Source organism: Pantoea sp. BRR-3P (assembly GCF_039621635.1).
GTDB lineage: Bacteria > Pseudomonadota > Gammaproteobacteria > Enterobacterales > Enterobacteriaceae > Pantoea > Pantoea floridensis.
In genome coordinates this window covers 325,281-346,278 of the sequence record NZ_CP155067.1, presented here as the reverse complement: position 1 = coordinate 346,278, position 20,998 = coordinate 325,281, and the positions used below count along the sequence as shown (strand labels likewise).

Annotated in this window: 19 protein-coding genes; 8 read left to right on the top strand and 11 right to left on the bottom strand. The window is 54.4% G+C overall.

What is annotated here, in order from left to right; all coding sequences use genetic code 11:
- Positions 1-12: 12 nt before the first annotated feature.
- The 3 genes from AAGR08_RS21210 to AAGR08_RS21200 form a co-directional block, all read right to left on the bottom strand.
- Positions 13-1,398: a diaminobutyrate--2-oxoglutarate transaminase gene (locus AAGR08_RS21210; RefSeq protein ID WP_097097854.1), complete on the bottom strand. Its 1,386-nt coding sequence runs from the start codon at positions 1,396-1,398 to the stop codon at positions 13-15.
- Between the two features lie 209 nt (positions 1,399-1,607).
- Positions 1,608-2,381, bottom strand: a complete 774-nt coding sequence (locus AAGR08_RS21205) for a prepilin peptidase (protein WP_176519234.1) — start codon at positions 2,379-2,381, stop codon at positions 1,608-1,610.
- Positions 2,382-2,531: 150 nt separating this feature from the next.
- Positions 2,532-2,741, bottom strand: coding sequence for a hypothetical protein (locus AAGR08_RS21200; protein WP_097097856.1), 210 nt, complete (start codon positions 2,739-2,741; stop codon positions 2,532-2,534).
- A 492-nt stretch (positions 2,742-3,233) separates the two neighbouring features.
- Between AAGR08_RS21200 and arnB the strand changes: the two genes are divergently transcribed.
- From arnB to arnF, 7 genes are read left to right on the top strand one after another with little or no spacing between them, the layout of a single operon-like run.
- Positions 3,234-4,370, top strand: coding sequence for a UDP-4-amino-4-deoxy-L-arabinose aminotransferase (gene arnB / locus AAGR08_RS21195; protein ID WP_345830784.1), 1,137 nt, complete (start codon positions 3,234-3,236; stop codon positions 4,368-4,370).
- Between the two features lies 1 nt (position 4,371).
- Positions 4,372-5,358, top strand: coding sequence for an undecaprenyl-phosphate 4-deoxy-4-formamido-L-arabinose transferase (arnC, locus tag AAGR08_RS21190; RefSeq protein ID WP_345830782.1), 987 nt, complete (start codon positions 4,372-4,374; stop codon positions 5,356-5,358).
- Positions 5,355-7,334: a bifunctional UDP-4-amino-4-deoxy-L-arabinose formyltransferase/UDP-glucuronic acid oxidase ArnA gene (gene arnA, locus AAGR08_RS21185; RefSeq protein WP_345830780.1), complete on the top strand. Its 1,980-nt coding sequence runs from the start codon at positions 5,355-5,357 to the stop codon at positions 7,332-7,334. The genes arnC and arnA overlap by 4 nt, the downstream gene beginning before the upstream one ends.
- Positions 7,331-8,215: a 4-deoxy-4-formamido-L-arabinose-phosphoundecaprenol deformylase gene (gene arnD / locus AAGR08_RS21180; RefSeq protein ID WP_345830778.1), complete on the top strand. Its 885-nt coding sequence runs from the start codon at positions 7,331-7,333 to the stop codon at positions 8,213-8,215. Before arnA ends, arnD begins: the two co-directional genes overlap by 4 nt.
- Positions 8,216-8,233: 18 nt before the next feature.
- Positions 8,234-9,895 carry a lipid IV(A) 4-amino-4-deoxy-L-arabinosyltransferase gene (gene arnT, locus AAGR08_RS21175; RefSeq protein ID WP_345830776.1) on the top strand — a complete coding sequence of 554 codons (1,662 nt, stop codon included), beginning with the start codon at positions 8,234-8,236 and terminating at the stop codon, positions 9,893-9,895.
- Positions 9,892-10,224, top strand: coding sequence for a 4-amino-4-deoxy-L-arabinose-phosphoundecaprenol flippase subunit ArnE (gene arnE / locus AAGR08_RS21170; RefSeq protein WP_345830774.1), 333 nt, complete (start codon positions 9,892-9,894; stop codon positions 10,222-10,224). Before arnT ends, arnE begins: the two co-directional genes overlap by 4 nt.
- Positions 10,221-10,586 carry a 4-amino-4-deoxy-L-arabinose-phosphoundecaprenol flippase subunit ArnF gene (gene arnF / locus AAGR08_RS21165; RefSeq protein WP_097097863.1) on the top strand — a complete coding sequence of 122 codons (366 nt, stop codon included), beginning with the start codon at positions 10,221-10,223 and terminating at the stop codon, positions 10,584-10,586. Before arnE ends, arnF begins: the two co-directional genes overlap by 4 nt.
- Before the next feature lie 58 nt (positions 10,587-10,644).
- On the opposite strand, the gene AAGR08_RS21160 is transcribed toward arnF, so the two are convergent.
- The gene (locus AAGR08_RS21160; protein ID WP_345830772.1) at positions 10,645-11,988 is read right to left on the bottom strand and encodes an MFS transporter; all 1,344 of its coding nucleotides are present in this window, start codon (positions 11,986-11,988) and stop codon (positions 10,645-10,647) included.
- 285 nt (positions 11,989-12,273) lie between these two features.
- Between AAGR08_RS21160 and AAGR08_RS21155 the strand changes: the two genes are divergently transcribed.
- Complete coding sequence (locus tag AAGR08_RS21155; RefSeq protein WP_345830770.1) at positions 12,274-13,494, top strand: aromatic amino acid transporter; 1,221 nt, start codon at positions 12,274-12,276, stop codon at positions 13,492-13,494.
- A 54-nt stretch (positions 13,495-13,548) separates the two neighbouring features.
- Here AAGR08_RS21155 and AAGR08_RS21150 read toward each other — a convergent pair whose 3' ends face one another.
- From AAGR08_RS21150 to AAGR08_RS21120, 7 genes are all read right to left on the bottom strand, one after another.
- A complete protein-coding gene (locus tag AAGR08_RS21150; RefSeq protein WP_345830768.1) occupies positions 13,549-14,652 on the bottom strand; it encodes an NADH:flavin oxidoreductase/NADH oxidase in 1,104 nt (367 codons plus the stop codon).
- Positions 14,653-14,826: 174 nt separating this feature from the next.
- A complete protein-coding gene (locus AAGR08_RS21145; protein ID WP_345830766.1) occupies positions 14,827-16,212 on the bottom strand; it encodes an amidohydrolase in 1,386 nt (461 codons plus the stop codon).
- A complete protein-coding gene (locus AAGR08_RS21140; protein WP_097097868.1) occupies positions 16,209-16,982 on the bottom strand; it encodes a cysteine hydrolase family protein in 774 nt (257 codons plus the stop codon). Before AAGR08_RS21140 ends, AAGR08_RS21145 begins: the two co-directional genes overlap by 4 nt.
- A 1-nt stretch (position 16,983) precedes the next feature.
- Positions 16,984-17,406 carry a cupin domain-containing protein gene (locus AAGR08_RS21135; protein ID WP_345830764.1) on the bottom strand — a complete coding sequence of 141 codons (423 nt, stop codon included), beginning with the start codon at positions 17,404-17,406 and terminating at the stop codon, positions 16,984-16,986.
- 3 nt (positions 17,407-17,409) lie between these two features.
- Complete coding sequence (locus AAGR08_RS21130) at positions 17,410-18,348, bottom strand: ABC transporter permease (protein WP_345830762.1); 939 nt, start codon at positions 18,346-18,348, stop codon at positions 17,410-17,412.
- A complete protein-coding gene (locus tag AAGR08_RS21125) occupies positions 18,345-19,460 on the bottom strand; it encodes an ABC transporter permease (protein ID WP_345830760.1) in 1,116 nt (371 codons plus the stop codon). The genes AAGR08_RS21130 and AAGR08_RS21125 overlap by 4 nt, the downstream gene beginning before the upstream one ends.
- Complete coding sequence (locus AAGR08_RS21120) at positions 19,444-20,997, bottom strand: ABC transporter ATP-binding protein (RefSeq protein WP_345830758.1); 1,554 nt, start codon at positions 20,995-20,997, stop codon at positions 19,444-19,446. Before AAGR08_RS21120 ends, AAGR08_RS21125 begins: the two co-directional genes overlap by 17 nt.
- Position 20,998 lies beyond the last annotated feature (1 nt).

The window sequence follows — 20,998 nt, the reverse complement described above, 5'->3', positions numbered from 1 at the left end:
TTACGCTTCCAATCAAACAGGATTGACGCCAGCACCAATCAGCGCTTGCTCAAATTTATCCAGGAAAATCGCCAACTCATCGTTGGTGATCAGCAGTGAAGGCAGCAGACGCAACACTGCGCCATGACGGCCACCGCGCTCCAGAATCAGACCTGCTTCGAAGCACTTCTTCTGTAGCAGAGCAGAGAGCTCGCCGTCAGCTGGGAAGCTACCCATATGATCGGCTGCTTCGTTCGGTTTAACGATCTCGATACCAATCATCATGCCGAGGCCACGCACGTGACCAATAACCGGGAAGCGTTTCTGCATCGCGATTAGCTGCGCTTTCAGCCACTCACCCTGCGCCGCAACTTTATCGGCGATATTCTGCTCTTGCAGAATTTTCAGCGTGGTCAAACCGGTTGCCATCGCCAGCTGGTTGCCGCGGAAAGTGCCGGTGTGATGGCCAGGTGACCAAACGTCAAACTGCTTTTTGATGCCTAATACTGCCAGTGGCAGACCACCACCAACCGCTTTAGACATGACGATGATGTCTGGTTCAATGCCCGCATGTTCGAAGGCGAAGAATTTACCGGTACGGGCAAATCCAGCCTGAACTTCATCAAGGATCAGCAGGATGCCGTGTTCCTGGGTGACTTTGCGGATGCGCTGCAGCCACTCAGCCGGCGCCGGGTTAACACCGCCTTCACCCTGAACGGCTTCGAGGATCACCGCGGCAGGCTTGCGTACGCCGCTTTCCACGTCATTGATCAGGTTATCAAAGTAGTAGGTCAGCGCTTTTACGCCAGCTTCACCACCGATGCCCAGCGGGCAGCGATATTGATGCGGATAAGGCATGAACTGGACTTCTGGCATCATGCCGTCAACCGCTTCTTTCGGTGACAGGTTACCGGTGACGGACAAGGCACCGTGCGTCATACCGTGGTAGCCGCCAGAGAAGCTGATGACACCGCTACGGCCAGTGGCTTTTTTCGCCAGTTTCAGCGCGGCTTCAACGGCGTCGGCGCCAGAAGGACCGGTGAACTGCAGGCAGTATTCTTTGCCCTGGCCTGGCAGCAGCGACAGCAAGGATTCAGAGAACTGATCTTTAAGAGGCGTAGTCAGATCTAGAGTATGTAACGGCAAGCCGCTGGTAATGACATTTTGTATGCTCTGCAGAACATCAGGATGGTTGTGACCCAGTGCCAGCGTCCCTGCGCCAGCCAGACAGTCAAGATATTGTTTATTCTCAACATCTGTGATCCACACGCCATGGGCTTTAGCGATCGCTAAAGGCAATTTGCGCGGGTAACTCCTGACGTTTGATTCAAACTCGGCCTGACGGGCCAGGAATGCGTCGTTGTTTCCGTTGAATGAGTTGGCACCAAAACTATCAATACGGACTTTATCCGTCATCATATCTCTCCTTCAACCGGGGCTCGCATTGGCTTGCCGATTGACTAATTGAATAAAAAAGTAACAACCGTGAAAAAAACGCGGCCAATATAGAGCCTTTTGACCTACATCACAATGATTAATTTTGTTTAGAATTGTTTACTCTTTCCATATATGAATCAGGGCGTTGGCCAATAATTGGCCGCCTGTTTTGCTACCACAAAATGAACTGGTTAAAAAATAATCGAATGAATAAAGAGACTTATCGCTGAGAGAGCAATCCACGGGCCAAAAGCAATGACGTGATTCACCTCTCGCTGCCAGGCCATTCTGGAAATCAAAACACATAAAATAGCGCCACTAGAAGCGAACAAAAGCACAGAGGGTAAAAGAGGCCAGCCCAGCCACGCGCCCATCGCGGCGAGCAATTTGGCATCTCCCATGCCCAGGGCTTCAAACCCTCTTAGCCTTTGATGAATTTTAGCCAATAGCCATAAAGAGAGGTATCCCGCCACAGCACCTATAACGGCTTCGTTTAACGGTCCCGCTAGCCAGCCCATTGTTTTAAATAGCAGTCCAGCCCATAGCAACGGCAGAGTAATAACATCTGGCAACAGAAAATGCTCGATGTCGATCCACGCCAGCACCAGTAACGACCAGATAAACAAGAGTGCTGGCACTAAATGTTTATCGAAGGGTAAATAGCAGGTAAGCGACAGCGCAGAGAGTGAGGTGAGTATTTCCACCAGTGGATAACGCATGCTCACCACGCACCCACAGTAACGGCATTGACCTCGCAACCACAGCCAGCTCAGTACCGGGATATTATCGCGCCAGCGCAGAGGCGTTTTGCACTGTGGGCAGTGTGAGGCGGGATAAAACAGGGTGGCCGCTACTTCATCCTGCTGCAATTGTAACGGCAGGCGAGAGATCACCACGTTGAGAAAACTGCCGATGGCCAAAGCCATTAAACCGCCTATCAACCAATACGCCACTTCCATTGTCATTCCTCTTATGCCGTCCAGGCTTGTTGATGGCGAGAGACATTACGCCGAAGCGTGCATAGCGGCGAGCGGAAAGACGAGATTACAGGGAGTTACAGCAAAATTGCCGATCGGGATCCAGAATTCGGTAAAAAACAGGGCAAGGTCAACGTGTCACGATTGCTGTTTAAACAGTTGAATCGCCTCCTGTACGTTACTGGTGGCAAGTGACATAACACAGTCATTATTGAGGTACACATCATATTGACCGGCATTGTAGCGAAAAACGTACAGATCGCCGCGATAGCGCAGTCCTTTGGTTTTAACGCCAATATGATGGCGGCGCAACGCAGCCTGAGAAAGTCTGTCTGTCGCTGTTCTCATTGCACTCTCCTTCAAAAGATTAGTCGGCATATCCTGACATAGTGTGAGGTCACAACCTTAACATAACCTTAAGAAGAGTATAGTTTATAAGTTAACTTATTGTTTAAAAGCGTTTTATTAGTATCGACTCATGTACATGCCGTGCGTTCTGCTCCCCGTCACACAGATGCAACCTGGCTATTGCTTAAATAAGGCCACATTCCCTCCTTCTTCTACCAATCTTCAACATCTCAGAAAAAAGCCACTAAGTTAACGACCCATTTAATGTTCCGTTAAGTATTCATCCGTATTTTGTTACACAGGGCGATAAAGCAACAAAATTTATGTTTTTCCGACTGAATCGATTATTAACAATTCGTGCTACGCAATTTGCGTGGTTTAACCTACGTTTAAACAGCAGGTTACTTAATGTTAGTGATGGAAACACTTAGCCGCATATTGCAGCTGGCCCTAATACAGGTAGTTCAAGGCGTTAAACGTTAAGGTGAGTTTATGAATTTCCTCCCATTTTCGCGTCCATCATTGGGCGACGAAGAGTTAGCAGCCGTTAAAGCAGTGTTTGAATCCGGCTGGATCACTACCGGGCCACAAAACGCAGCTCTTGAAGCGGCTTTTTGCCAGCTAACGGGTAATAAGCATGCAATTGCGGTTAGCTCTGCTACTGCAGGAATGCATGTCACGTTGCTGGCACTGAATATTCAGCCGGGCGACGAAGTGATTACGCCATCCCTTACCTGGGTCTCTACCATCAATATCATTACCTTGCTGGGCGCCACGCCGGTCATGATTGATATTGATCGCGATACCCTGATGGTTACGCCTGAACAAATCGAAGCAGCAATTACGCCTCGAACGCGCGCCATCATTCCCGTTCATTACGCCGGTGCGCCAGCCGATCTTGCTGCCATACGCGCCATTGGCGAGCGTCATGGCATTCCGGTAATAGAGGATGCCGCCCATGCGGCAGGGTGTTATTACCAGGGACAGCATGTTGGCAACCAGGGCACGGCGATTTTCTCATTCCATGCCATCAAAAATATGACCTGTGCCGAAGGCGGCCTGATTGTCACGGATGATGATGAGCTGGCCGATCGTATGCGCAGCCTGAAATTCCACGGTTTAGGCGTTGATGCTTACGATCGCCATACGCACGGGCGCAAGCCGCAGGCGGAAGTGATCATGCCGGGCTTTAAATACAATCTGCCTGATATCAGTGCCGCCATTGCGCTGGTCCAGTTGAAGAAACTTCCTGCCATCAATGAACGCCGCGCCGCCATTGCGCAACGCTATCTCGTCGGGTTAGCCGATACGCCTTTTATGCCGTTAGTTCAACCGCACTGGGCGCATCAGCATGCCTGGCATCTTTTCATTATTCGTGTTGATGAAGCCACCTGTGGCCTAAGCCGCGATGCATTAATGGAAGCCTTGAAAGCACAGGATATTGGCACTGGCCTGCATTTCCGCGCTGCGCATACCCATAAATATTATCGCGAGCGCTATCCGCATCTTTCCCTGCCCAATACGGAATGGAATAGCGATCGCATCTGCTCAATACCGTTGTTCCCTGATATGCGCGATGAGGACGTTGATCGCGTGATAAGTGCTTTGCGACAGATCGCTGGAGTTTGACATGCTGGAAGAAAAAACCATTCGTAAAGTCTCCGTGGTAATCCCGGTGTACAACGAAGAGGAGAGCCTGCCCGAACTGGTGCGTCGAACCGATGCTGCCTGTGCAAGTGTTGGGCTCGATTATGAGATTTTGCTGGTGGATGACGGCAGCAGCGATCGCTCAGGCGAGATGATCTCTGACGCTGCCACTGTGCCGGGCAGCCATGTGGTGGGCGTACTACTCAATCGTAACTATGGCCAGCACTCGGCGATCATGGCGGGATTTAGCCATGTGAGTGGCGATTTGATTATTACGCTGGATGCCGATTTGCAAAATCCGCCAGAAGAAATCCCCAATCTGGTCAACGCGGCGCTGCAAGGCTATGACGTGGTAGGAACTGTGCGACAGAACCGTCAGGATAGCTGGTTCCGTCGCCGCGCCTCGCGCACCATCAATCAGTTGATTCAGCGCGTAACCGGCAAAGCGATGGGCGATTATGGCTGTATGCTGCGCGCTTATCGCCGTCATATCGTCGATGCGATGCTGAACTGCCATGAGCGCAGCACGTTTATTCCCATTCTGGCGAACACCTTTGCCCGCCGTACCATTGAATTACCCGTAGCTCACGCCGAGCGCGAGTTTGGTGACTCAAAGTACAGTTTTATGCGGCTGATTAACCTGATGTACGACCTCGTCACCTGTTTAACCACCACGCCATTGCGTCTGCTGAGTATCGTAGGGAGTTTGATCGCGCTTCTCGGTTTTGCCTTCTCTCTGGTGCTGATTGTGCTGCGTTTGTTCCTTGGCGCAGCCTGGGCGGGTGACGGCGTATTCCTGCTGTTCGCGGTGCTGTTTATTTTTGTTGGCGCCCAGTTTATCGGTATGGGCTTACTCGGCGAATACATCGGGCGTATTTATAACGATGTTCGTGCCCGTCCGCGCTACTTCATACAACGTGTTATTAATTCACAGAAAGATGCCTCTTCTGTACAGGAAATTGAGCAATGAAAACAATCGTCTTCGCCTACGCCGAAATGGGCTGTGCTGGTATTTCTGCCTTACTGAACGCTGGTTTTGAGATCGACGCTATTTTCACCCATGCGGACACCTCGCCTGAGAGCCACGCTTTCCCTTCGGTGGCACGATTGGCCGCTGAACATGGCATTGCCGTGTATGCACCGGAAGATGCCGATCATCCACTGTGGGTTGACCGCATCAAATCGATGGAGCCCGACTTCATCTTTTCGTTTTACTATCGCAAGTTATTAAGCGACAACATCCTCAATTGCGCACGCGTGGGGGCTTTTAACCTGCACGGTTCGCTGCTGCCGAAATATCGCGGTCGTGCGCCTCTTAACTGGGTGCTGGTCAACGGTGAAACAGAAACGGGCGTCACGCTACACCGCATGGTGAAACGCGCCGATGCGGGTGACATTGTGGCGCAGCAGCGCGTGGCCATTGACGAGCAGGACAACGCTTTAACGCTACATCGAAAACTGGTGGCCTGCGCTACCCAGCTACTGGAGCAGGCGCTGCCTGGGTTGCTGCGAGGTGACATTGTCACAACACCGCAGGATCATAGCCAGGCGACGATGGTAGGACGCCGTACACCGGAAAATGGCCGCATCAAGTGGGAGCAATCTGCGAAATCGATCAACAACCTGGTGCGGGCGGTAACCGATCCGTGGCCGGGCGCGTTTGCCTTTGCCGGTACGGTTAAATTCGTGGTGTGGAAAGGGCGCGTTCATTGCGCTGAGCATCAGGCAAAGCCGGGCACCGTCTTATCCGTTGAGCCGTTTATGATCGCCTGTGGAGAAGGCGCGCTGGAAGTGGTTACAGGGCAAGTCGATAACGGCGTCTATATGAACGGCAGCCAGCTGGCGCAGAGCCTTGGCATGGTGAAAGGGGCATTGCTTTATTCTCAGCCGGTGGCGGCGTTGAAGCGCCGTACGCGCGTGCTGATCCTCGGCGTGAATGGGTTTATCGGGAACCATTTGACCGAGCGCCTGTTGCAGGACGATAACTTCGAAGTCTATGGCCTGGATATTGGTTCTGATGCCATTAGCCGCTTCCTCGATCAGCCTCGCTTCCATTTTGTGGAAGGCGACATCAGCATTCACTCGGAATGGATTGAGTATCACATCAAGAAATGTGATGTGGTGCTGCCGCTCGTGGCGATCGCCACGCCGATTGAGTACACCCGCAATCCGCTGCGCGTGTTCGAACTGGATTTCGAAGAGAACCTGAAAATTATCCGCGACTGCGTTAAATACAAAAAGCGTATTATCTTCCCCTCGACGTCTGAAGTGTACGGCATGTGTACCGACCAGCATTTCGATGAGGATCATTCCAATCTGGTTGTTGGCCCCATCAACAAGCAGCGTTGGATCTACTCGGTCTCCAAACAGCTGCTTGACCGCGTAATCTGGGCATACGGTGAGAAAGAGGGCCTGCGCTTTACGCTGTTCCGTCCGTTTAACTGGATGGGGCCGCGCCTCGATAACCTCAACGCCGCGCGTATCGGCAGTTCACGCGCCATCACGCAGTTGATCCTTAATCTGGTGGAAGGTTCCCCGATCAAGCTGATTGACGGCGGCGCGCAGAAGCGCTGCTTCACCGATATTCGCGACGGTATTGAAGCGCTATTCCGCATTATCGAGAACAAGCAGAACAACTGTGATGGTCAAATCGTCAATATCGGCAACCCCGAAAACGAAGCCAGCATTAAAGAACTGGCTGAGCGCCTGCTGGCCAGTTTTGAGCGCCATCCGCTGCGTAGCAATTTCCCACCGTTTGCGGGCTTCCGCGAAGTGGAAAGCAGCAGCTATTACGGCAAAGGTTATCAGGACGTTGAACATCGTAAGCCATCGATTAAAAACGCCCGTCGCTTGCTGGATTGGACGCCAACAGTTGAGATGGAAACTACCATCGATAACACGCTGGACTTCTTCCTGCGCACCGTTGAGCTGCAGGATAAGCCATGAAGAAAATAGGTTTGCGCGTCGATGTCGATACCTGGCGTGGCACCAAACTGGGTGTCCCGGCGTTGCTGGAGCAATTCAGTTTGCATCAAATGCAGGCGAGTTTCTTCTTTAGCGTAGGGCCCGACAACATGGGGCGCCACTTGTGGCGCCTGATGAAGCCGCGCTTCTTGTGGAAAATGCTGCGTTCCCGCGCAGCATCACTATACGGTTGGGATATTTTACTGGCCGGCACCGCCTGGCCAGGACGTGAAATTGGTCGTGGCCTTGAGGAGATCATCAGTGCCACCGCCGATCACCATGAAGTCGGTTTACATGCCTGGGACCACTTTGCATGGCAAACCTGGGCGGGGGTCTGGCCGCAGGAAAAGCTGGTTGAGCAGATAGCAAAAGGTAAAAGTGCGCTGGAAGCGATTATTGGTGACAACGTCACCTGCTCTGCCGTGGCAGGCTGGCGCGCAGATGGCCGTGTGGTGGCTGCCAAACAGGAATTTGGCTTTCGCTATAACAGCGATTGTCGCGGCTCCGGGCCATTCCTGCCGCTTTTAAGTAATGGCAGCGTAGGCACCGTACAAATTCCAGTCACCTTGCCAACCTGGGATGAAGTGGTGGGACAAGCGGTCAGCGCTGCCGACTTTAATGACTACATTCTGGAAAAAATGCTCGCTGCAACCGGTTCGCCGGTTTACACCATTCATGCCGAAGTGGAAGGAATCGTTGGGTTAAAGGCGTTCGCCGATCTGTTGAAGCGCGCTGAACAACACAACATTCAATTCTGCCCGTTGAGTGCCTTATTGCCAGACGATCTCAGCACGCTGCCGCAGGGTAACGTGGTGCGCGGACATATTGCCGGGCGCGAAGGCTGGTTAGGCTGCCAACGTTAATTCTTACAGGACTCACGGATGCGAACAGGCACCAAAACCGCGCTGCTCATAGCACTCTTTGCGCTTTATTATCTGATCCCCATTGAATTCCGCGCCTTATGGCAGCCGGACGAAGCCCGTTACGCTGAAATCAGCCGCGAAATGCTGTTCAGCGGTAATTGGGTAGTACCGCACTTCTTTGATTTGCGCTATTTCGAGAAGCCAATTGCCGGGTATTGGGTGAATAACATCGGCCAGTTACTGTTTGGCCATACCAACTTTGGCGTGCGCGCTGGCGCGATTATCAGTACCACATTCAGTGCGTTACTTATCTACTGGCTGGCTAAAAAAATGTTCGCCAGTCAAAAAGTTGCGTTAAGCAGCAGCGTCATCTTCCTCACCTCGCTGTTGGTCTATGGCATTGGTACTTACGCCGTGCTCGATCCCATCTTAATGCTGTGGCTGGTTGCGGCGATGTGCAGCTTTTGGCTGGCGGCGCAGGCAACTTCTACGCAACAGCGCGCGTGTGGGTATGTGCTGCTCGGGGCCGCGTGCGCTATGGGTTTTATGACCAAAGGTTTCCTTGCTCTGGCGGTCCCGGTATTGGCGATTTTGCCTTGGGCTATCTGGCAGCGGCGTTTCACCGAGTTGCTGCGCTGGGGACCATTGACCATGCTGGTTGCTGCACTACTCAGTTTGCCATGGGCGCTGGCCATTAATCGGCAGGAAGGGGACTTTTGGCACTACTTCTTCTGGGTTGAACATATTCAGCGTTTTGCCGAGGCAGATGCCCAGCACAAAGCACCTTTCTGGTATTACATACCGGTGCTGCTAGGCGGATGTTTACCGTGGCTGGCACTACTGCCGGGATCGCTGGCGGGTGCATGGCGTCAGCGCGGTCAAAACGCTGGTGCGGTTTATTTATTGAGTTGGGTATTGCTACCGCTGCTGTTTTTCAGTATCGCCAAGGGCAAACTACCGACCTATATATTGCCTTGCTTCGCCCCGCTGGCGCTGCTGATGGCGCATTATGCCCACAGCGGTTCTACCTCTGTCGTTAAGGCGTTTAAAGTGAATGGCTGGATCAACTTACTGTTCGGTGCCGTGACGACGCTGGTTGTTCTCATTGTACTGGCTCCGTGGGGCGTAGCGCACCGTCCGCTGTACGCCAGCGATGAACTGCAGCGCGTACTGTGTGCAGCACTGGCTTTTGCGGGCTGGGGCATATTGGGTTGGATGAGTCGCAAACCAGAAAACGGCCGCTGGCAGTTAGCCGCCCTTTGCCCATTGGTGCTGGCGCTGCTGGTCGGTTTTGCCATCCCCCAAAAGGTACGCGATTCCAAGCAGCCGCAGAGTTTTATTAGCGCAGTGCACGACCAGCTGGCGGATAGTCGTTATCTGTTAGCCAACAATCCCGGCGTGGCGTCAGCGGTTGCCTGGGCGTTGCAGCGTAGCGATATCAACTTCTACGATGCCAAAGGGGAGTTGCAATACGGCCTGAGCTATCCGGATGCACAATCTCACTTTATTGATGCGGACGGATTTGCTGACTGGCTGCGCGTGCATCGTCGCCAGGGAAAAGTTTCGCTGGTGCTGATGTTGAACTCAGGTGACAACACGCCGGATAAAAACTTGCCAGAACCCGATGATGTCTATCGTCAGGGCCGTTTAGTCTATTACGGCTATGATGCCACACCATGAATCTTGTGCTGATCTTACTGGTAAGTGTGCTGAGCTGCGCCGCCCAACTGTGTCAAAAGCAGGCGGCGTATCTTGGCAGCCGTCAGGGTAAAAAGCGGCTGATATTATGGATTGCGCTGAGCGTGCTGTTGCTCGGCGTGGCGATGTTGCTGTGGCTGATGGTATTGCGCACGGTGCCTGTCGGCATTGCTTATCCGATGATGAGTCTTAACTTTGTGCTGGTCGCATTAGCCGCGCGGCTGATCTGGCGCGAAACCTTCACCTTGCAACAGTGGATCGGCACGCTGGTGATAATGGCGGGCGTGGCGCTGATGGGCAGTCATCTATGAAAGGACTAATGCTGGCCTTGTGCAGCGTACTGCTGGTGTCGCTGGCGCAGTTGGTGCTGCGCACGGCGATGCTGGATTTTCCGCCGCTGCGCGAGTTGATCAATTTACAGCACCTCAAGCCACTGCTGCTGTTAGCCATCGGACTAGGCGCATATGCGCTCTCAATGGTGTGCTGGATGCTGGCGCTGCGCCATTTGCCGCTCAATCGGCTCTATCCACTGCTGAGTTTGAGCTATGTGCTGGTTTGGCTGGCAGCGATTTCATTGCCGATTATGGGGGAGTCGTTCCGCTGGAGCAGCTTTGCTGGCGTGGTGTTAATTGTCATTGGCTTGCTCATGGTTTCGCTGCCGAGACGGAAATGATTCTCTGATATCACATGACCACGCGACAGAGCGGCATTCTGCCGCTCTGCTCAACAAATTAATGTTGCTGCCATTGATGATATTCGCCGTTGCGACGGCGCGGTGCAGTTTCAGGCAGCCTTATGAGACCGATAACGGAAATCACCCCTAATACCGCAACATACAGCGCCAGGCCGTACCAGTGACCGCCGGTCATTTGCAGGATTTTTACGGCGACCAAACCGAGCACGCCGCTGCCAATCAGCGAGCCCACCTGCCAAATCACCGCAATACCGCTGCAGCGAATGTGAGTGGGAAACAGCTCCGGAAACCACGATGCCTGCGGCGCGTAACACATGCTGTGACCCAGTGTCAGGGCGACAATCATCGCAATTTGCGTCAGCCAATAGCTGTTTTGCTGCAGGGCAAGGAAGAACGGCACGATGGCAATGACAATCAGTAACGTACCCATCATATATACCGGCTTGCGGCCAATTTTGTCTGACAACGCGCCCATGAGTGGAATGGCAAACACCTCGAGAATCACCGCCACGATCATGCTATTCATCAGAATGCCAGAATCGAGATTGTTAGCTTTGCCCCACGCCAGAATAATCACCGTGAACAGGGCAAAGGCACAGGCTTCAATCAGTTTGGCGGCGACACCGTTAATGACCAGGCGTGGATTCCCGCGCATCACCTCGTTTAACGGGCGTGATTCTGCTGCTTTGGTTTCGCGAATAGCGGCGAACACCGGCGACTCATCAATGCGCAGGCGGATAAACAGCCCAACAATCACCAGCAATGCGCTGAGTAAAAACGGAACGCGCCAGCCCCAATCCATCATTTGAACCGGTGACAGCGTGGCATTAAGAACGGCAAACAACGCCAGCGGCAGCAGGAAACCCACCGGCGCGCCAATTTGTACCCAGCTGGCGAAGAAACCACGACGTGCGGGTTGAGCATATTCTGCGGTCATCAATACCGCACCCGCTTGCTCGCCGCCCACGCCAAAGCCTTGCAACAAGCGAATCAAAATCAACAGCACGGGAGCCCAGATGCCGATTTTTTCGTAAGTCGGCAGCAATCCGATGCAAAACGTGCCAAGGCCAACAATCAGGATGGTGGCCACCAGGGCTTTTTTACGTCCAACTTTATCGCCAATGTGTCCGAAAACGATGCCGCCGATTGGACGAGCGAGAAAGCCCACCGCATAGGTGGCAAAAGCGGCGAGGGTGCTGATGAGCGGATCGTGGCTGGGAAAGAACAGATGGCCAAAGAACAAGACGGCAGCGGTGCCATAAGCAAAGAAGTCGTAATACTCTGCCGCGGTGCCAATGGCGGATGCGCTTGCCACTCGTTTGATGAGTGAAGCATGATCTTTCTCGATCGCTGGCGTTTGGGTAAGGGTGGAAGAGGCCATAGCAAAAGTCCCTGAGGGTTAATGTTCTACTACCATACAAGGATGTTTAAAAGGTTGTTGCGAAAATGATCACATATTGAAGGGGGTAAACAGTACGGCGCAGGTTAATCAATCAGGCTTTTACTGCGCGACAACCCGCTGCCGTGACGGCGCAACCTGTGGTAATGCATCTTTGCATTGTCACCCCAGCCATCTACCGTCGCACTTTCTGTTGCTTGTAACTCTCTTCTTAGCGTTATCCCGTGTATCATCGCCGCCTTTAAGCGGTTTTGTAGGGAATAAATGATGACGGAGATGACATTGTCCCGCCGCCAGCCTTCCGTGTGGTGGGGCGCGATGATTATTTGCGGCACCGTAGTGGGTGCAGGGATGTTTACGCTGCCGGTGGTGATGGCGGGCGCGTGGTTTGGTTGGGCGATGATCATGCTACTGGTCAGTTGGGGCGGCATGCTGCTTTCAGGCTTACTTTTTATGCGCGTCAGCCTCAGCTATCCGCCAGGCGCGGGCTATGACACCTTAACGAAAGATCTGCTGGGGCGTGGTTGGGCGACATTGAATGGGCTCAGTATCTTATTTGTGCTCGGCATTCTTACCTACGCCTATATCTCGGCCAGCGGCCCGGTGTATCAGCACTCTCTTAATCAGGCGGGTGTGCCAATTTCCACCGCAGAAGCAAAAGTGCTGTTAACAATCGGCGTGGCGGCAGTGGTGTGGCTCGGCACAACCGGCGTGAGTCGGCTGATGACCTTTTGCGTGCTGGCCAAGATTCTGCTTTTGATCCTGTTATTTGGGGGACTGCTCACGCAGGTCAATGTACCGTCGCTGCTTCAGGCGCCAGGCGCAGGGGAGCGTTACTGGCCCTACGCACTCGGGGTGTTGCCTTTTTGTCTGGCCTCGTTTGGCTATCATGGCAATATCACCGGGCTGGTGAGCTATTATGCGGGGAACAAAAAGCACATCACACAAGCGTTGGTTCTGGGCACGCTATTGTCACTGGCGTTGTATGTATTTTGGCTTACCAGCACCATGGGCAACCTGCCGCGCAGCGCGTTCCCTGAAATTGTGCAACAGGGCGGCGATATTGCGGCGCTGATGGCCGCGCTGCGTGCGCAACTGCACGTCAATGCGCTGTCATTAATGATGTCGATATTTTCGCATTTCGCGGTGATTGCCTCATTTCTTGGCGTCACGGCCGGCTTGTTTGATTTCATTGCCGATCGTCTGGGCTTAGGACATTCACCGACTGCGCGTTTTAAAACCGCTTGTCTGACGTTTCTGCCGCCGTTAATGGCCTCGATTTGCTGGCCGAGTGGATTTGTGGCAGCGATTGGCTTTGCCGGTTTATTTGCCACCCTGTGGGCGGTGATCGTTCCGGCGATGCTGGCCTGGCGATCGCAGCAGCGCTGTTCGATCGCGGTCGTTTTACTCTTTGCATTTGGTCTACTGAATATTCTGGCATGGATGCTGAGCTGGTTTAAGCTGCTGCCAGAGTTTGTAGCGGAGTAACGGTCGCTGTTAGGGATATCCAGGTGCGTTTGGATGCGCACCTGGATATGATTTTCAGCCCTTATTCGCGACCAGCGTCCCTTTCAACCCATGGGGTTCGGAGCGCAAATACTGCGGGGGAGCCTTCGCTTGTGCGCCTAGTGCTGCAGCGGCATGCCACGGCCAGCGTGGGTCATAGAGTACCGCGCGGGCGAGTGCGATCAGGTCGGCATCGTCTTTCTGTAATGCATTTTCAGCCTGCTGCGGGTCGGTAATCAAGCCCACGCCAATCACCGGAATCTTCACCTGCTTACGGATATCATGCGCGAACGGCAGCTGATAGCCGGGCCCCACTGTAATCTGCTGCTGCGGTGAAAGTCCCCCACTGGAGATATGCACATAATCGCTACCCGCAGTTTCCAGTTGCTGGCTAAAGGTGATGGATTGCTCAACATCCCAGCCGCCCTCAACCCAATCTGTAGCTGAAAGGCGAACCCCAACTGCAACTGAATCGGGCAATGCGCTGCGTACCGCGTGGAAAACTTCAAGCGGGAAACGCAGACGATTTTCCAGTGAACCGCCGTACTCATCCTGACGCTGGTTGCTCAATGGCGACAGGAACTGATGCAGCAAATAGCCGTGGGCGGCATGAAGCTCAATCAATTGGATGCCAAGACGCGCGGCGCGCTGCGCGCTGTCGACGAAAGCGGATTTTAGTCGCTCCAAATCCTGTTTTTCCAGTGCCACCGGTACGCGATCTTCAGGGTTAAAAGCGTGTGCAGAGGGGGCTACCGTTTGCCAGCCACCGTCATTCAGTGCCAGCTGGTTACCACCCAGCCACGGTGCTGCGCATGAGGCTTTGCGCCCGGCGTGACCGAGCTGAATGCCGATAGGGATATCAGAATAGTGGCGAATATCCTCCAGCACGCTAGCCAGCGCGGCTTCGGTTGCATCATCCCACAACCCCAGATCGCCCGGCGAAATCCGCCCTGCGGCTTCAACCGCCGTTGCTTCGATAATCAGCAAACCCGCTCCCGAAAGTGCGAGCTGGCCAAGATGGATGCGATGCCAGGCGCTGGCTTTGCCATCCTGTGCGGAGTATTGACACATCGGGGCGATCACGATGCGGTTGTCGAGCGTTAACTTACCCAGTTGCGTTGCGCTAAAAAGTAAACTCATTGAAACCTCATTAACAGTGGCCAGATGCCTTAAAGCTTAGGGCTAAAAGCGCATTTTGCAGAGTGGTATGAGTTTGAATGTTGTAGCAAAAAGTAAGTTAAGCGGAATGTGCCGCTGTTAACCGAACAGCATCGTTCGCGCGGTGATAAGCCTAAAACTCGCCACTGTGCCCCATCAAAACGCGGCTGAACGCCAACCGCGTGTTTTATCATTGCCGGTGCGCACCGCCAGTGACTGCGCCGCTCGTTGTGAACGCGCCATCACTTCCCGCTGGTTAAGCTGGGTAAATTCTCCCGCCCGCAACAGATAAGCACCATCCACAAATACATCACTGACTTCGTGGCCCAAAGCGGAGTAGACCAAAGATGAGACAGGATGGTGGATCGGCGTCATCGCAGGATGCGAGGTATCCACAATCACGACATCCGCTCGTTTACCCACCTCCAGCGAGCCGACCAGATGATCAAGACCAATGGCGCGCGCGCCGTCGATGGTCGCCATCTCCAGCACTTTTTCAGCGGTCATTATTGTGGGATCGCGATGCACGCCTTTTGGCAGCAGCGCTGCCATTTTCATGGCCTGGAACAGATTGTGGTTATTGCTGCTAGCGGGGCCGTCGGAGCCTAACCCTACGGTTAATCCGGCGGCAAGCATTTCGGGAATCGGCGCCACACCCGAGGCAAGGTAGAGATTGCTGCAGGGATTGTGTGAGACGCGTGTGTCGTGATGCTTCAGCGTACGGATATCACGGGAGTTGCACTGCACGCAGTGTACCGCCAGCACATCCGGGCCGAGGAAACCGATATCGCTAAGGAACTCCGTATCGGTCGCCTGAAAGCGCAGCCAAGCCTGCTCGATTTCAAAATCGGTTTCTGCGACGTGGGTCGTGATCAGTACGCCGGTTTCATTCGCCAGCGCCCGTGTGCCACGCAGTACTTTTTCATCCAGCGCCCAAATCATGCTTGGCGCGAGACCAACTTTTACCCGTCCATCCGCCTTGTGATAGCGCTGAATCACATTACGTGCATCGGCTAGCGCCTGCTCCGGCGTTTCAATCAGTTCAGCGGGAATGCCGTGCTCAATGCCGCTGGTGAGGAAACCGCGGCAGACATGGCCGCGAATGCCGCTGACTTCAAAAGCGTCAATCACTTTAGCCGTCAATCCTGGACGCGGATGGGCGTACATAAAATCAACCAGCGAGGTGACGCCAGAACGCAGCGATTCCACGCAGCCGTGCAGCGCAGCGGCGTAGACGTCTTCCTCCGTCAGCGCCACGGCGCTTGGACCGGTCATGCAGGTGAACCACTTCTTCAGCACCATGTCGTCACCGAGACCTTTTAGCAGCGTCTGAAACAGATGCGTATGCGTATTCACCATTCCCGGCATGATAATACGCTCGCGGCAGTTGATGATTTCCGCTTCCGGATAGCGCTGCTGCAAGGCATCACGCGTGCCGATGGCGGCGATAAGGTTGTCTTCAATCAGTAAACTGGCCTGTTCCAGAATCTCGCGCTGCGGATTCATGGTGATGATCCAGCCGTCAGCCAGCAAGTAACTCATATGTTGCTCTCCAGCTGCTGTTGTAACTCTGCGGCATTCACCACAAAACCAAAGCACTGCTGTACGTTATACAGCGTGGCATCGCGACAATAGTCGGGCGAGGTCGTCGCGCTACAATCTTCCAGCAGCAGGCAGTCATAACCGCGGAAGTTGGCCTCTTGCAAAGTGCAGAGCACGCATTGATCGACATTGACGCCGGCAAACAACAGGGTGGTGACGTTGAGATTGCGCAGGATGCTATCAAGCTCGCTGTCATGAAACCCGGACATTCGGTATTTGTTGACGCGAATATCCGTATCGTTCGGCATCAGTTCATCCACTACCTCGGCCGCCCAGCTACCCGCCTGCAATACCGGCGCACCAGAAACCGGTAACGGATCGCCTAAACCCACACCGGTGCCATACGGATTATAAACGTGCAGCAAAGCCGGACTGAGATTGAGTTTGTCAGCGCGATTGCCCCAGTTGAGCCAAATAACGGGCACCTCGGCGGCACGCAATGCTGGCAATAACGCTTGTAGCGGCGCAATCGGTGCGCGCGCGGGCGTGACATCCACACCAATGTGTCCGAGCCAGCCGTCGGGATGGCAAAAATCGTTCTGCATATCCACTACGATGATTGCAGTACTCTGTAAATCAAAGATCACCGATCGGTCGCGCGTGCCGAGCTTTACTGCGCGCACGGGTTGCTCCGGGCGTCGCATATCAATGACCTGCGCGGAGACACGCCACTGATTTTGGCGACTGCTGCCTAAAACGTTTTCTCCCATATCAGGCTCCTGTTAAGATGCGCAAATCTTCCTCATCCAGCGTGACAGGGTCACCGCTGCGAATCAGTTCGGAGAATCCCTCATTGGGCGTCATGACCGTCAGCGTATAGAGCTTGCACCTGCCGGTGTTGCGGATCGCATGATCATTACCCGGGTGCAACAGCAGGGAATCGCCTTTCTTAATCACTAACTCCTCATCGTTGCAGCGAGCGACGCCTTCACCATGCAGCACATAGAAAAACTCATGCGCGGTGGCGTGTTCATTGGGCGGCGTAGCACCGCCCACGTTGAAGATTTCCACCACAAAGATGTTCTCGATGCCATCGAGCGGTTTGTCGAACAAAATGGCGAAATAGTTACTGCTATCGGGACTAATACGGAACGCCTTCACATCCGCAAGAGGGTTGAAACGAAACGATTTCATCAGTTATTCCTTTCGATAAGGCTGCGTTAGCGCGCCGGGTTGCAATGTGCGTCCTACTACGCCGGACATTGCCAGGATGGTGAGGAGATAAGGCAGGGCCAGCAGCACCTGCGGAGGCAGCGTGTTTTCAAACAGCTGTAGCGACAGCTGTAATGCATCGGCTGCGCCAAAAATAAAGGCAGCCACCACCGCCTTGAGCGGACTCCAGCGGCCAAAGATAACGATGGCCAGTGCGATAAAACCTTGCCCGCTGACGATGTTGTCGCGGAACAAGCCAATCTGGGCGGTCACCAGATAGCTGCCGGCTAAACCCGCTCCTAAGCAGGAGAACATTACTCCCCATGTGCGGATCTTTACTACGTTAAGCCCGGCTGCATGGGCAGCGCGCGGGTTTTCACCCACCGCGCGCAAAGAGAGGCCGAAGCGGGTATGGAACAGGCCAAAATGCGCCAGTGCCGCCAGTAGTAAAGTAAAATAGAGCGGCAGTGGCTGCTGGAACAGAATCGGACCGATGAAGGGTAATGACGAGAGCAGCGGCACATGCCAGGGTTCCAGCATGGGAATGGTTGGCGATGATTCGTTGCCCATCACCAGCGCATAAATCCAGGTGGCGAGGCCAGCGGCAAGAATATTGAAAACGATGCCGACCACAATTTGGCTGGCATGGGCACGCAGATAGAGCGCCGCCAGCACGCAGCCGACCAGTAATCCTCCTACGCCACCGGCGATGAAGCCGAGTGCCGTTGAGCTGCTTGCTACCGCTACCATGTAGCTGGAGAGCGCACCCAGCAGAATGGTGCCTTCGATGCCAATATTTAACACGCCAGAACGTTCGCCATAGATTTCGCCCAGTGCGGCTAACAACACGGGACCGGCAAGCCGCACCGCTGCAGCCAGCCAGCTGACAAAGAACGCGGTATCGAGATTAGCCCACAAACTCATGATTGCTCCTCCACCATTGGGCTGCGAGTTTTACGCAGGATGGGCAGGTTGATACGGTAATAGCGCAGCAAATCACCCGCCAGAATGAGTAACACCACTAAACTTTGCAGAATCAGCACAACTGACGTCGGCAAACCGGTTTGACGCTGCATCGCGCTGCCGCCGACTTCTAAACCGCCATAGAGAATTGCGGTAGGGATCACCAGCAGAGGATTGAGGCGTGCCAGCAAGGCGACGACCACGCCAATAAACCCGACGCCGCCAGAGAGGCCTTCCATCAGCCGATGCTGCACGCCAAGTACCGCGCACAATCCTGCCAGCGCCGCCAATCCGCCACCGAGCAGCACTGCGCCCATTTGCCGACGATTGACATCAACGCCGCTGTAGCGTGCGGCGCGTGCATTTAGCCCGGCGATTTTGATTTCGAAGCCGGCGGGTGTGGCGCGCATTAGCCAGAAGACAAAGACGGTCGCAACCAGCGCAATGGCGATGCCCCAGTGTGCGCGCATGCCAGTCATGACAAACGGCAACCAGCTCTCCACCGGTAAGCGTGGCGTTTGTGGCAGGTCGCCGGGCGCGCGCATTGGACCAGAAACCAAATATTGCACTATGAACAGCGCCACGTAGTTGGCCATCAGGGAAATCAGTACATCATTGCCGCCAAACCTGACGCGTAACGCGCCAACCCAGCCGGCCCAAATTGCCCCGGCGAGGAAAGCGGCGATCAGCACCAGTGGCCAATAAAGCAGCGCTGGAACGGCCCACGGAAAACCCTGAGGCGTCCCGGAGAGCGCAATCCAGCTGGCCGCCGCGGCACCCAGCAGAAAGCAACCTTCAAAGCCGATGTAGCCCAATCCAGCACGCCACACCACGATGGTTGCCAACGCAATCAACATTAACGGTGTGGATTGCACGATGCTAAGGCCTACGCTACTCAATGAGCCAAACGCGGCGTCAAACAGGAAGCCATACGCTGACAATGGATTACCGCCGAAAGGGATAAACAGCAGCCCAGCAATCACAAACGCCGTTACGATCCCGCAGCAGCTGGTTAACATCAGTGCGCTGGTGGATTCAGCGGGAGCCAGACGGCGCTCAAGCAGCTTCTTCATGGTTGCCTCCCCCTTTTTTGAGATGTGCGCCCGCCATCAGCTCGCCGAGGCGTTCTGGAGAAGCCTCGACGGCGTTCATTTCCCCGGCGATCTGGCCGCTGTACATCACTGCGATGCGATCGGAAAGATTCATAATTTCTTCCAGCTCGGCGGAGATCATCAGAATGGCGCAGCCGCGATCGCGCGCGTCCATTAATCCTTGCCATACGCTCTCAATCGCACCCACATCCAGCCCGCGCGTCGGTTGTTCCACAATCAGCAGACAGGGATTGCTGGCGACTTCACGGCCCAGAATCAGCTTTTGCAAATTACCGCCGGAGAGTTTCCCGGCTTCAAAATCGGCATCTGGCGTACGCACTGCAAAGCGCGCGATGATATCCCGTGCGTGCTGGCGAATTCGTTGGCGATCCAACAGCCATCCTCGCGCGCGGGTAAAACTGCGCTGGCGACCAAGCAGGGCATTATCGTTGATCGAAAGATCGGTAACTGATCCAACGCCGCGCCGATCCGCCGGAATAAAACCGATACCTTTACTGCGGCGTGTGGCAGGGGAATCATCGCTGATATCTTCACCGTTGAGCAGAATGCGGCCGGCTTCGAGCTCGCGTAGATTGAGCAGCGTTTCTGCCAGCTCGGATTGCCCATTGCCTTCCACGCCGGCAATGCCGAGGATTTCACCCGCGGCCACGCTCAGCGAAACGCGCCAGATTTTCTGCTGTCCGCTGGCGTCGCGCACCGCGATGTTATCAACCTGCAGCACGGTTTTACCCGGCTGGCACGGCGTTTTTTCCATACGCAGCACCACATCGCGGCCCACCATACGGCGTGCCAGGTCGCGTTCAGAGGTGTCTTTAATATCGACTGAATCCACCATTTTTCCGCCGCGCATCACTGAAACGTGATGGGCAATGGCCATGATTTCGTACAGTTTGTGTGTGACGATCACCACCGAACGGCCTTCAGCACACAGCGATTTCAGCGTGGCAAACAAACCTGCTTTCTCTTGCGGCGTGAGCACCGCAGTCGGTTCATCCAGAATCAGCACCTGCGCATCGCGATAAAGCAGCTTGAGGATCTCCACGCGCTGCTGCACGCCAATGGGCAGATGTTGTACTTTTGCCCAGGGATCAATCGCCAGACCGTGTTTATCTGATAGCGCCTGCAAACGCGCTGCCGCAGCATGCAAATTGAGTACGCCGCTGACGCTCTCTTTCAGCCCCAGTATCACGTTCTCTACCACGCTCATAGGCTGTACCAGCATAAATTCCTGGTGCACCATGCCGATGCCGCAGGCGATAGCATCGCTGGGATCGCGAAAGCGCTGCGCTTTGCCATCCACCTCAATGCTGCCTTCATCGGCCTGATACAAACCGTAAAGGATCTGCATCAGCGTGCTTTTGCCTGCGCCGTTCTCGCCCAGCAGCGCGTGAATTTCTCCGGCTTTAATGCTGAGTGACACATCGTCATTTGCCACCACGCGTGCGAAGCGTTTGGTGATGTTGTTAAGCGCGACGCGTATGTTTGCCGTTACTGTCATG